The sequence below is a fragment of the Kocuria sp. genome, assembly GCF_030538595.1.
In the GTDB taxonomy this organism is placed as follows: domain Bacteria; phylum Actinomycetota; class Actinomycetes; order Actinomycetales; family Micrococcaceae; genus Kocuria.
This window is the reverse complement of the sequence record NZ_JAUNTS010000002.1, coordinates 187,757-200,652: the sequence shown is the minus strand read 5'-3', so window position 1 is coordinate 200,652 and position 12,896 is coordinate 187,757. Positions and strand designations below refer to the sequence as shown.

The window sequence follows — 12,896 nt, the reverse complement described above, 5'->3', positions numbered from 1 at the left end:
AACCCGTCAACAACGTTAGGAACGCAGCATGACTGCCTCAACCAAGAAGCTCTCCGATGCCGGAGTTTCCATCTGGCTGGATGATCTCTCCCGCGAGCGTCTGACTTCAGGGAATCTCCAAGACCTGATTGATTCCAAGGATGTGGTGGGGGTGACCACCAACCCCACCATCTTTGCCGGTGCCCTCTCCAACGGTGCGGCTTACGCAGCTCAGGTCCAGGAATTGGCCGCTGCCGGTGCTGATGTGGATGAAGCCGTGTTCACCATCACCACGGACGATGTCCGGGATGCCTGCGATATTTTTGCTCCCATTGCTGAGGCAACGCAGGGCAAGGACGGCCGAGTCTCCATTGAAGTTGACCCGCGGTTGGCCAATGACCCGGAGGCAACGGCAGCCATGGCCAGGCGCCTGGCGGACACCATTGACCGGGACAACGTCCTGATCAAGATTCCCGCCACGGAGGCCGGACTTCCCTCCATTGCAGAAACCCTGGCGGAGGGCGTTTCCGTGAACGTCACGCTGATCTTCTCCTTGGAACGCTACCGGGCGGTGATCAACGCCTACATGTCCGGGCTGGAGAAAGCGCTGGAGAACGGGCGGGATCTGTCCACCATCCACTCCGTGGCTTCCTTTTTTGTCTCCCGGGTGGATTCCGCCGTGGACCAAAAACTGGATGCCATTGGTACGGAAGAGGCTCTGGCCCTGAAATCCAAGGCCGGCTTGGCCAATGCGCGTTTGGCGTACCAGGTCTATGAGGACTCCATCAGCACGGAACGCTGGAAGCGCCTGGAATCCGCGGGAGCCAACCGGCAGCGTCCGTTGTGGGCTTCCACGGGAACCAAGGACCCCGCACTGCCCGCCACGCTGTACGTGGACGGGCTGGTGGCCCCCAACACGGTGAACACCATGCCGGAGAAGACCCTGGAAGCCACGGCAGCTGAATCCCAGATCACCGGCGACACCATCACGGGCACCTATGAGGAGTCCAACGCACTGCTGGACCAACTGGCTGATCTTGGCATCGACTACAACGATGTTGTGTCTGCGTTGGAGTCCGAGGGTGTGGAGAAGTTTGAGGCGTCCTGGGCTGAGCTGCTGGACACAGTTCAGAACGCACTGGATCAGGCCCGCGCCTGACGCGTCAGCACAGGATCACCACACAGCAGGTTCACCCACGAATTACACCGCAGTTCAACACGATTGGTGAGCGCCATGAGGCGCTTGAGAGAGGACGTCATGAGTTCCCTATCCGTGATTCTCACCGGTGCTGCCAGCCAAGCCGCTGACCGCCACGTGCCGCAGTTGGTTGAGGAGAAATTCGCTTCCCGGCTCTTTGCCAAGGACCACACGATGTGGGGTCAGGCCGCTGAAGAGGAATCCTCCAAGCGTCTGGGTTGGGTGGATGCCGCTGAGGTTTCCCGCCCGCTGGTGGCTGAAATCAACCAGCTGCGGGAGTCCTTTGCAGCACAGGGGGTGGATCGGTTTGTGCTGGCAGGCATGGGTGGTTCCTCCCTGGCGCCGGAAGTGATCACCAAGACGGCCGGGGTTGAGCTGTTCGTCCTGGACTCCACCGACCCGGTCATGGTCCAGGCTGCTCTGAATCAGGACATTGCCCGAACGGCAGCCGTGATTTCCTCCAAGTCCGGTTCCACGGTGGAGACCGATTCCGCGCGTCGTGCCTTTGAAAAGGCTTTCACGGAAGCCGGGATTGACGCGGCCAGCCGAATGGTGGTGGTCACTGACCCGGGTTCTCCCTTCGACCAGGCCTCCCGTGAGGCTGGATACCGGGCTGTCTTCACAGCGGACCCCACCGTGGGTGGCCGGTTCTCCGCCATGACGGCCTTCGGTTTGGTTCCCTCCGGTCTGGCCGGTGTGGATCTGGACGAGTTGTTGGATCAGGTGGATGAAGCTGCTGAGGTGCTGCGCGAGGACGCCGATGACAACTTGGGCCTGCTGTTGGGTTCAGCCATGGGTGGCACGTCTCCTCTGCGCAACAAGCTGCTGATCCAGGATCAAGGCTCCGGCATTGTGGGCTTTGCCGACTGGGCAGAACAGTTGATTGCCGAATCCACGGGCAAGGACGGGACAGGCATTCTTCCCGTTGTGGTGGCTGAAGACGTACCGGAGCTCGCTGCACCGGTGGCCTCGGACGTCTTGGCTGCCTACCTGGTACCTGCGGACACCGACGCCGTCCCGGAAGGCGACGCCGTGGCCGTGGCCGGTTCCCTGGGTGCTCAGATGCTCCTGTGGGAGGTTGCCACCGCAGTGGCCGGCAAACTGCTGGGGATCAATCCCTTTGATCAACCCGACGTCGAGTCTGCCAAGACAGCCACCCGTGCGGTCCTGGCGGACAAGCCGGAGCCCACCCCGGCGGTGCTGGTGGATGGATCGGTGGAGATCAGGGGTGCGGCGCAGCTTTTGGACGGTGCGCAGGACTTGACCTCCGCCGTCGTTGCCCTGCTGGACCAGTTGCCCGCCGATGGCTACGTGTCCGTTCAGGCCTATTTTGATCGTCTGACCTGGACCGAGTTGGAGGATGCACGCCCGCTGTTGGCTGCCATCACAGGTAGGCCCACCACGTTTGGATGGGGGCCACGCTTCCTGCACTCCACCGGCCAGTTCCACAAGGGCGGCCCGGGTGTGGGAGTGTTCCTGCAGATCACCGCGGAGTCGGACACCGATCTGGAGATCCCGGGGATCCCCTTCACCTTTGGTGAATTGATCTCCGCACAGGCCGATGGTGATGCCCAGGTGCTGGAGCAGCACGGCCGCCCCGTGCTGCGCTTGCGCCTGACCGACCGGGAAACTGGCGTTGCCCAGATCCTGGACGTGTTGAGCGCACTGGCTCAGCGCTGATCTAGATGAACCCCGGCGCCGGCGGTACTGCGGTACCGCCGGTGCCGCCCCGATCTGAGGAGAAACGTGCCAACCTCGAACGCGCACACCAATCCGTTGCGTGATGAACGTGACAAGCGCCTGGTGCGGGTGGCTGCCCCATCCGCCCTGGTGCTGTTCGGCGTCACGGGCGATCTGGCCCGGAAGAAGTTGCTGCCTGCCATGTATGACCTGGTGAATCGGGGGCTGCTACCGCCGTCGTTCTCCCTGGTGGGCTTTGGCCGCCGGCCGTGGAGTGACGATGACTTCCGTGACTATGTGAAAGAGTCCGTGGAAGCCCACGCCCGCACGCCTTTTGAGGAAGTGGTGTGGCAACAGTTCGCTGAAGGTCTGCGGTTTGTCCAAGGCGAATTCGATGACACCGCCGCCTACCAGCAGTTGCAGGATGTGCTGCGGGACCTGGATGAGCAACGCGGCACCCGCGGCAATCACGCGTTTTACCTCTCCATTCCGCCCAAGGCCTTTGAGGTGGTGTGCCATCAGCTGGCGGAAAACGGCCTGGCGGATCACGAGGATGCCTCGGGGTGGCGGCGCGTGGTCATTGAAAAGCCATTCGGGCACAATCTCCAATCGGCACAAGAGCTGAACCAGATTGTGGAATCGGTTTTTGCCCCGGACGCGATTTTCCGGATTGACCACTATCTGGGCAAAGAGACTGTTCAGAACATTCTGGCCATGCGCTTTGCCAACACCATGTTTGAACCGCTGTGGAATGCCAATTACGTGGACCACGTGCAGATCACCATGGCTGAGGACATCGGCATTGGTTCCCGCGCAGGTTATTACGACGGCGTGGGCGCGGCCCGTGACGTGATTCAAAATCACTTGCTGCAACTCTTGGCGCTGACCGCCATGGAGGAACCGTTCAACTTCTCGGCCAAAGCCCTCCAGGCGGAAAAAGCCAAGGCGCTGGCCGCTGTGCGGCTCCCGGAGGATCTGGGCGAAGGCTCGGCTCTGGGACAGTACCTGGGCGGGTTGCAGGGCGGTGAGGAGGTCAAATCCTTCTTTGACGAGGACGACATCCCCCAGGACTCCCGGACGGAAACCTTTGCAGCACTGCGGTTGGAGGTCTACAACCGGCGGTGGGCCGGTGTGCCGTTCTACCTGCGTGCCGGCAAACGTCTGGGCCGTCGCGTCACGGAAATCGCGGTGGTTTTCAAGCGCAGCCCGGACCGCCTGTTCACCACCCATGACACAGATGAGTTCGGAAACAATGCGATTGTGATTCGCATTCAGCCGGATGAGGGTGTGACCATTCGGTTTGCCTCCAAAGTCCCCGGTACACAAGCCGAAATCCGGGATGTGACCATGGATTTCGGGTACGGCCACGCGTTCACGGAATCCTCCCCGGAAGCCTATGAGCGGTTGATTCTTGATGTCCTTCTGGGTGAGCCCCCGCTGTTCCCCCACCACGAGGAAGTTGAGCTGTCCTGGAAGATCCTGGATCCCTTTGAGGAGTACTGGGAGCAGAACGGCATCAAACCCGAAGGTTATGACCCCGGCTCGTGGGGACCCCCAGCTGCAGACCGTCTGATGGAACGCGATGGAAGGACGTGGCGGCGCCCATGATTGTGAACCTGGAAAACACCACCACCTCCGCGATCGACAAGCAACTGCACCGCTTGCGGGACGAGGCCGGTGTGGTCACCCTGGGACGGGTGTTGACGCTTGTCATCATGGCGGAAGCCGGTCACTCCGAGCGGGCCTTGGACGCTGCCGTGATGGCCAGTCACGAACACCCGTGCCGGATCATTGTGCATGTCTCCCACTCGGCCTCCGAGGCCACTCGGCTGGACGCCCAGTTGCGCATTGGTGGCGATGCCGGCGCCTCCGAGGTGGTGGTGCTCCACGGCTACGGGGATCTGGCTGAACCATCCGAAATGCTGGTCTCTGCCCTGCTGCTGCCCGATGCCCCGATTGTGGCCTGGTGGCCGCACCGGGTGCCCAGCAAACCTTCCGATTCTTCCATCGGCAAGATCGCTCACCGGCGCATCACGGATTCCTCCAACGCCCACAATGTGTGCGATGCCCTGACCCATCTGGCGCAGCAGTACAGCCCGGGAGACACAGATGTGTCCTGGACACGATTGACCCACTGGCGTGTCCAGCTGGCCGCCGCCATGGATCAAGTGGAGCCCTCCCCCGTCACGGAGATCGTGGTGACCGGTGCGGCGGACTCCTCCCGGGTCCACCTGCTCGGGGCGTGGCTGAGCGGCCGGCTGGGTGCCCCCGTACGGTTTGTGCATCCGGAGGTTTCCAAGCATGGCTTGGAAAGTGTGCGCCTGGTGCGCGACAACGGTGACATTGCCCTGGAACGCCCGGGAGCTTCATTGGGCACGCTGATCCAACCCGGTCAGCCGGACCAACGTGTGGCCATCCCGCACCGTGAGCTTTCGGCCTGTCTGGCGGAGGAACTGCGCCAGCTGGACCCGGATGAGGTGTACGGGGAGGTTCTGGCCTCAGCCGTACACGTACTGCCGTGCGGTGTCTGTGGCGCAGGTGAAGACGACGCCGGAGCTGCTGGCTGAGTGACTAGCCGGGCGCACAACCCCACAACAAAGCCGTGCGCAGTGTGATACCCCATCAGCTTTGATGGGGTATCACACTGCGCACGGCTTAATTGGTGGGTGGGGTCAGACTCCAGTGACTGCCGGGGCGAACCGCATGGTCAGCCCAAAGCCCACAATGCACAAGGCCCACACAATGATCACGGTGGTGGTCAAACGCACCAGGTTCTTCTGCGCCACGCCGGAGGTGTTCAGCGATTGGGTCATGCCACCACCGAACATGTCTGACAGGCCACCGCCCTTGCCCTTGTTGAGCAGGACCAGGACCACAGCCAGCAGGCTGGTCAGCACAATCACCGCCAGCAGGATGTCTTGCAGAATTTCCATGGATCAGTCCTTCAGGCGCCAAGCCTTGAGGTTGTAGGTGGGTGCCGAGCTCGCGTCAGTCCGTGACCAGGTGCTGCTCGAACTTGGCAATGTTAGCAAACTCCTCAGCATCAAGGCTGGCCCCGCCCACCAGGGCACCGTCCACATCCTTGCCCTTCAGAATGGCGCCCACGTTGCCGGACTTCACGGACCCGCCGTAGAGGATCCGCACCTTGTCAGCGGTGTCCTGATCGTAGAGATCAGCAAGGTCCGCACGAATGGCCTCCGCCATTTCCTGAGCGTCTTCCGGACCTGCCACTTCACCGGTACCGATGGCCCACACCGGCTCATAAGCAACGACGACGCCCGCAACCTCCTCAGCCGAGAGCCCCGCCAGGGAGCCACGCAGCTGCTCCAAGGTGAACTTCACGTGCTCGCCCGCCTTGCGCACTTCCAGGCCCTCGCCAACGCACAGCACGGGGACCAGATTGTGCCGGAAGGCAGCCTTGACCTTGGCCAAGCACTGCTCATCGGTTTCATTGTGGATGGTGCGGCGTTCCGAGTGCCCCACCAAAACGTAGGAGCAGCCCAGCTTGGCCAGGAATTCACCGGAGATGTCCCCCGTGTACGCTCCGGAATCCTGATCGGAGAGGTCCTGTCCGCCGTACACAACCTTCAGGTTGTCCCCATCCACAATGGTCTGCACCGAACGCAGGTCAGTGAAGGGCGGGAACACGGCAACCTCAACGCGATCAAAGTCGTGCTTGGCATCCTGCAGAGTCCAAGCCAACTTTTGCAGCAGGGCAACCCCCTGCTGGTGATCCATGTTCATCTTCCAGTTGCCTGCAATCAAGGGGGTGCGGTCAAACTGGCCGTTGGTCTGCGAAGTCATGTGTACTCCTTGTGAGTGCTCAGTAGGTCTTTGGTGTGGCCAGGTCTGGACGTGGCCACTAGGTGTTTGTACGCGGCTGGAACTGATGGGTCAGCAGCCCGATGCCACAAAAACTGCGGGCGGTGTCAGCCGATGACCGACACCCCGGGGAGATCCTTGCCCTCGATGAACTCCAGGGAAGCACCTCCACCCGTGGAGATGTGACCGAACTGGTCATCAGAGAAGCCCAACGTACGCACGGCCGCCGCGGAATCGCCACCGCCGATCACCGACATCCCCGAACCGTTGGCCAGGGCCTCAGCCACAGCCTTGGTGCCGCCGGCAAAGGCTTCCATCTCGAACACGCCCACGGGGCCGTTCCAGAAGATGGTCTTAGCTTCCCCAATGGCATCCGCAAAGGTCTTGGCGGAGTCGGGGCCAATGTCCAGACCCATGCCGTTGGCGCCCAGTTCGCCGCCTTCAATGTTCTCCACCGGGCGGATCTCATGCTTGGCATCTGCCTTGAACTCTGCCGCGTAGACAATGTCCGTGGGCAGCACAATCTGGGTGCCCTCTGCCGGGGCCTTCTCCAGGTAGCCCTTGACGGTCTCCACCTGGTCCTCCTCCACCAGGGAACCACCAATGCTGTAGCCCTGAGCCTTGAGGAAGGTGAAGACCATGCCGCCGCCGATCAGCAGCTTGTCAGCCTTGCCGATCAGATTTTCAATCACGGCCAGTTTGTCCGAAACCTTGGAGCCACCCATGACCACAATGAACGGGCGTTCGGGGTTGGAGATCACCTTGGTCAGTACGTCCACTTCGGTCTTGACCAGATCTCCCAGATAGGCCGGCAGGATCTTGGCAATGTCATACACGGAGGCGTGCTTACGGTGCACCGCGCCGAAAGCATCCCCCACAAAGGCACCGTTGTCACCGGTCAGCGCAGCCAGTTCCTTGGCGAACTCGGTGCGCTCGGCCTGGTCCTTGGAGGTCTCCCGGGGATCAAAACGAACGTTCTCCACCACGAGCACCTGGCCATCAGTCAGTGCTGCAGCCTTGGCTTGGGCATCCGGACCCGTGACATCAGTTGCGGTGATGACTTCCAGGTCAGAAAGTTCGGCCAACTTGGCGGCGGCTGGGGCAATGGAGTACTTGGGGTTGGGCTCTCCCTTGGGCCGCCCCAGGTGAGCAGTCACGATCACACGGGCACCGGCCTTGGCCAGCTTTTCGATGACCGGCAGGGAGGCACGCACGCGACCGTCGTCGGTGACGGTGGAGCCATCCAGCGGAACGTTCAAGTCCGAACGCACCAGTACGGTACGGCCCTCAACGCCTTCGTTGAGCAGGTCTTCCAGGGACTTAGCCATGGTTCGGGTCCTTTCAATCGTGAATCTTCTTGGGTCAAGCTGAGCGGGTGCGGGGCCAAGTTGATGAGGTGTTGGGCAACTTGGCCGGATACGACTGATGCGCGGGGTGTACGCAGCGGTGCTGCGCACACCCCGCGCATCAGTCAGCGGAGGTTGTTCGTTGCCGATTCGGTCCCAAGACCGTCATCTACGCTCATGGGGCGGCGCTCGGTACGAACAGTCCCGGCGCGTGAATCAGAACTTGGAGGCCACGTAATTGGTCAGGGAGACCAAGCGGGAGATGTAGCCCCACTCGTTGTCATACCAAGCAATGACCTTGACCTGGTTGTCAATCACCTTGGTCAGCGGGGCATCGAACACGGTGGAGACCGCGTAGCCTTCGATGTCCTTGGACACAATGGGATCCTCGGTGTATTCGATGATGCCCTTCATGTCACCCTCAGCAGCTTCCTTGAGGGCCGCGTTGACGGACTCCACGGAAACTTCCTGCTCGGCCTCAAAGGTCAGGTCAACCATGGAGCCGGTGGGGGTGGGAACGCGGACAGCAAAGCCGTCCAGCTTGCCCTTGAGCTCCGGCAGCACCAGGCCGACGGCGGCAGCGGCACCCGTGGTGGTGGGAACCATGTTCAGGGCTGCTGCGCGTGAACGGCGGAGGTCGCTGTGGGGAGCATCCTGCAGACGCTGATCGGCGGTGTAGGCGTGGATGGTGGTCATCAGACCGGCCTTGATGCCGAACTTGTCGTTCAGAACCTTGGCCAGCGGAGCCAAGCAGTTGGTGGTGCAGGATGCGCCGGAGATCAGGTTCATGGTGGCGGCGTCGTACTGGTCTTCATTCACGCCGTACACAAAGGTGCCGTCCACCTCCTTGCCCGGAGCGGAGAGGATGACTTTCTTGGCGCCGGCATCCAGGTGTGCCTGCATTTCCGGGCCCTTGGCAAAGCGACCCGTGGACTCGATCACGATGTCAACGTCCAGATCACCCCAAGGCAGTTTGGTGGGGTCCGGCTCAGCCAGGAACTTGACCTCGTGGCCGTCCACGGTCATGGAGTCATCGTTGAGGATGACTTCACCGGGGTAACGACCGCTGATGGAGTCGTACTTGAGCAGGTGAACCAGGGTCTTGGGATCGGTGAGGTCGTTGACGGCAACAACCTCAATGTTCTCGCCCTGCTCCTGCACGGCGCGGAAGAACCCGCGGCCAATTCGTCCGAAACCGTTAATGCCAACCTTGATGGTCACTGGGAGATCTCCTATGCGTTCGGTGACGTCGTCCGACGAGTGCTCTGCCAGTCTGCCTGGACTGAACCCGCCTGACATCTATTGGTCGGAAGTTGCCGTGTTGTTTCATGAGGGATCACCCTCAACCTGAGTTGCGATCCCAACTGTTGAGCCACACCCTCGTGGCACTGGCTCACACGATCTCTCCCGCTCATGGAACAGTCTACGGGCATCAAGCAGCACATGCCAGGGCGTGGCGAGAAAACTTGGCACAGATCAAATAAATCGCAACTAAACCCACATTTGAGGCGGTTGCTCGATGCTTGTTCGCTGACAGCGGGTTACGACACGGCACAAGTTTCACGTCGTCACAGTCAGCGTGGCTCGATCACGGTTTGCAGCCGCTCAACACCCTGCTGGATGGCTTACAACACCCTGCTGGACGGTGGACAAGAGGGTTCAGTGCTGCCCGACATTGGCATCTGTGCCCGCCACGCCCAGTTCCTCCGCCCGGCGATCCGCCATGGCCAGTAGGCGCCGAATCCGGCCCGCAATGGCGTCCTTGGTCAAGATGGGGTCAGACATACGGCCCAACTCGTCCAAGCTGGCCTGCTTGTTGGCCAGACGCAACTCACCGGCTGCGCGGAGGTGATCGGGAACGTCGTCGCCCAGTAGTTCCAAGGCACGTTCCACCCGAGCGCCGGCTGCCACGGCGGCCTGTGCGGAGCGGCGCAGGTTGGCATCGTCAAAATTGGCCAACCGATTGGCGGTGGCTCGGACTTCCTTGCGCAAGCGCCGATCTTCCCAGGTCAACAGGGCGTCATGGGCTCCCATGTGCGTGAGCAGCGTGGCAATGGCATCGCCATCGCGCACCACCACGCGGTCTCCCCCGCGAACCTCCCGCGCCTTGGCGATCACGTCCAGGCGCCGGGCAGCACCCACCAATGCCAACGCGGCTTCCGGACCGGGACAGGTGAACTCCATGGAAGCCGAGCGACCGGGCTCCGTCAGCGATCCGTGGGAGAGAAAAGCCCCGCGCAGCACGGCCTCTGCATCCCCAATCGAGCCGTTGACGATCACCGGCGGCAGTCCCCGAACCGGACGACCGTGAGAATCCAGCAGGCCGGTACGCCGCGCCAGTGCTTCACCTTCACGGGTCACGCGCAGCACGTAGTGGTTCCCGCGGCGCAAGCCGCCTCCACTGATCATGCCCAGTTCGCAGGTGTGACCGAACTCCTCCATGATCGTGGCGCGCAGGCGCCGTGCCACCGCGGCGGAATCGAGTTCCACTTCCACCACAATGCGTCCGGAGACAATGTGCAAGCCCCCGGAGAACCGCAGCACGGTAGATAGTTCAGCTCGGCGCTCGGAGGCCTTTTTGATCTCCAGCCGAGCCAACTCGTCCTTGACCGATGCCGTCAGCGACATCTGATTCCTTTCCGCAGGGGGTGATTGCAGGATCTGCACCGCATGGAATGCGGTTTTGAGCGCATGCCGAACCCGCACATCCGGATTTTTGCACGGGCCGGATCGGGTACACCACGTCAGCACAGACCCCCATAGGTTACCCGTCTGCGCAAGATCGTGGGATCACGGGCCAAGCCAACTCGCGCGGGGACCAGGGTCAATGTCCAGATACCTCCCCGGTGGGGTCAGGCTCCCAACACCTCTTGGTAAGCCGCTGCCAGCTTGAACGGGGAGTGGATGCGCTGCCCGGAGCCTTTTCGTAAGTCCGCATAGTGCACCCGCGCGCCCATGCCCGTGGCCACCTTTTGCAGATGGTCCTTGTCCTCCACGGCACTGGGGTCCACCACCACGGCGTCGATCCGCAACTCCGGGGCGTGGTCGTGCAGAATTTCCAGTTCTTGGGCGCTGGTCTTGCCAGCTGTTTCAGTGTCCCGGGACAGGTTCATGGTGATGACTCGCTGGCCCTCCGTGTTGACCAGTGCTTGCCGCAGTTCCGGTAGCAGCAGGTGGGGCAGGACTGAGGTGTGCCAGGACCCCGGCCCCAGGATCACGCAGTCAGCTGCCTCGACGGCATCCAGTGCCTGTTTGCACACCGTGGCGTGGGGCGGTTGCAACCGTACATTGCGCACGAACGGTTCCTTGGCCAGCGCCACCTGCCCCGTCACGGTCCGCACGCCCCGGTCATCCTCCACATCGCCTTCGATCACCAGCGGCGTGACGGACATGGGCAACACCTGACCCTGGGCGCCCAGCAGGGCACCGGCCCACCGCAATCCCTTGACGGGATCACCCAGCAGTTCCCACAGCGTGACGATCAGCAAGTTGCCCAGCGCGTGGCCTTCCAGGGAGCTACTGCGGTTCGGCAGTGAACCGAAGCGGTGCTGCATCACATCCCGCCAGGTCATACCCCAGTTCGAGTCATCGCACAGGGCCGAGAGCGCCATCCGCAGGTCCCCGGGCGGGAGCACACCCAACTCTTGGCGCAGGCGCCCGGAGGAACCGCCGTCGTCGGCCACGGTGACCACGGCCGTCAGACGATTTGTCAGCAGCCGCAAGGCAGACAACGACGCCGACAAACCGTGCCCGCCGCCCAATGCCACCACGGCTTTGCCGGTGCCGCGGGTGGGCGGAGTCGGCGCGTCCGCGAACTCACGTTGGGAGAGCGCGTAGCGCAGAAAATCAGCTGAGATGTCCGCGTCCGCTGTGGAGGGGGCTGAACCGAGGGCACTGCGTGACTGCGGTTGTGAAGGTGCCGCCCCGGCGGGTCGCGGCGTTTCTGGCGTACCGTGCATCCGGTTCACTCCCGCCCGATGTCCCTGTGCTCCACGTTGACCGTGACTCTTGGGAACTTGGACAACCGCCGGGCAATCTCCTCCGTGACGGCCACTGAGCGGTGTTTGCCGCCCGTGCAGCCAATGGCGATCGTGGCGTAATGCTTGTTCTCGGTGCGATAGCCCTCAAAAACTGGTTCCAGCATGGAGGTGAAGCGCTCCACAAAGCGGCGTGTGCCGTCCTCCTTGAAGACGTAGTCACGCACCTCCACGTCCTTACCGGTACGGGGGCGCAACGCCGGAACCCAGTGCGGGTTCGGGATGAAGCGGACGTCCGCCACGTAATTGGCATCCGCTGGGACGCCGTACTTGAAGCCAAAGCTCATGACAGTCAGGCGTAGCACCACGGGACCATCTGTGGTGTAGAGATCCGCCACCGCCTTGGAGAGAGCGTGGACGTTGTACGTGGAGGTGTCCAGCACAATGTCCGCGGACTCGCGGAGGTCTTTCAACAACGCCCGTTCAGCACCGATACCGTCCAAGATGCGGCCACCGGCCTGTAGCGGGTGGGGACGGCGCTGGTGTTCATAGCGAGCCACCAGAGTTTGGTCGGATGCCTCCAGAAACAGTACGGAGAAGTCCACGCCGCTGGCTTCCAGCGCGGCCAATGTCTCCTTCATGTCATTGAACAGCGCCTTGCCGCGCACATCAATGACCACGGCCAGGCGCGGGATGGCTTCCGGCGTACGGGAGACCAAGTCAGCCAGAGGCTGCAACATCTGCGGTGGCAGGTTGTCCACCACGTACCAGCCCTGGTCCTCCAGTGCGTTGGCTGCGGTGGAACGCCCTGCACCGGACATGCCCGTGACCACCAGCAGTTCGGCTTTGCGTTCTGGCTGGGGTACGCGATCGTTGTCAGGCGTGGGATCGGAC

General features: G+C 62.3%; 11 protein-coding genes. 4 read left to right on the top strand and 7 right to left on the bottom strand.

The features are described 5' to 3' along the window. Positions 1–28: 28 nt before the first annotated feature. The 4 genes from tal (at position 29) to Q4G32_RS03140 (ending at position 5,424) form a co-directional block, all read left to right on the top strand. Positions 29–1,138, top strand: a complete 1,110-nt coding sequence (gene tal, locus Q4G32_RS03155; protein ID WP_303349197.1) for a transaldolase — start codon at positions 29–31, stop codon at positions 1,136–1,138. 99 nt (positions 1,139–1,237) lie between these two features. Continuing rightward, positions 1,238–2,857, top strand: a complete 1,620-nt coding sequence (locus Q4G32_RS03150) for a glucose-6-phosphate isomerase (protein WP_303349196.1) — start codon at positions 1,238–1,240, stop codon at positions 2,855–2,857. Positions 2,858–2,923: 66 nt separating this feature from the next. Next, entirely contained in the window at positions 2,924–4,465 is a 1,542-nt protein-coding gene (gene zwf / locus Q4G32_RS03145) for a glucose-6-phosphate dehydrogenase (protein ID WP_303349195.1), read from the top strand. Further along, positions 4,462–5,424, top strand: coding sequence for a glucose-6-phosphate dehydrogenase assembly protein OpcA (locus Q4G32_RS03140; protein ID WP_303349194.1), 963 nt, complete (start codon positions 4,462–4,464; stop codon positions 5,422–5,424). Before zwf ends, Q4G32_RS03140 begins: the two co-directional genes overlap by 4 nt. A 105-nt stretch (positions 5,425–5,529) precedes the next feature. Here the strand turns inward: Q4G32_RS03140 and secG are convergent, their stop codons facing one another. The 7 genes from secG to rapZ all read right to left on the bottom strand — a co-directional run bounded on the left by secG (position 5,530) and on the right by rapZ (position 12,841). Further along, positions 5,530–5,790, bottom strand: a complete 261-nt coding sequence (gene secG, locus Q4G32_RS03135; protein ID WP_303349193.1) for a preprotein translocase subunit SecG — start codon at positions 5,788–5,790, stop codon at positions 5,530–5,532. A gap of 55 nt (positions 5,791–5,845) precedes the next feature. Next, complete coding sequence (gene tpiA, locus Q4G32_RS03130; RefSeq protein ID WP_303349192.1) at positions 5,846–6,661, bottom strand: triose-phosphate isomerase; 816 nt, start codon at positions 6,659–6,661, stop codon at positions 5,846–5,848. A 125-nt stretch (positions 6,662–6,786) separates the two neighbouring features. Continuing rightward, positions 6,787–8,007 (bottom strand): phosphoglycerate kinase, encoded by a 1,221-nt coding sequence (locus Q4G32_RS03125; protein ID WP_303349191.1) that lies wholly within the window; start codon positions 8,005–8,007, stop codon positions 6,787–6,789. 234 nt (positions 8,008–8,241) lie between these two features. After that, positions 8,242–9,246 (bottom strand): type I glyceraldehyde-3-phosphate dehydrogenase, encoded by a 1,005-nt coding sequence (gap, locus tag Q4G32_RS03120; RefSeq protein ID WP_303349190.1) that lies wholly within the window; start codon positions 9,244–9,246, stop codon positions 8,242–8,244. A gap of 438 nt (positions 9,247–9,684) precedes the next feature. Further along, positions 9,685–10,653: a DNA-binding protein WhiA gene (whiA, locus tag Q4G32_RS03115; protein WP_303349189.1), complete on the bottom strand. Its 969-nt coding sequence runs from the start codon at positions 10,651–10,653 to the stop codon at positions 9,685–9,687. A 224-nt stretch (positions 10,654–10,877) separates the two neighbouring features. After that, positions 10,878–11,984: a gluconeogenesis factor YvcK family protein gene (locus tag Q4G32_RS03110; protein ID WP_303349188.1), complete on the bottom strand. Its 1,107-nt coding sequence runs from the start codon at positions 11,982–11,984 to the stop codon at positions 10,878–10,880. Positions 11,985–11,989: 5 nt separating this feature from the next. Next, positions 11,990–12,841 carry an RNase adapter RapZ gene (gene rapZ, locus Q4G32_RS03105; protein ID WP_303349273.1) on the bottom strand — a complete coding sequence of 284 codons (852 nt, stop codon included), beginning with the start codon at positions 12,839–12,841 and terminating at the stop codon, positions 11,990–11,992. Positions 12,842–12,896: the final 55 nt, after the last annotated feature.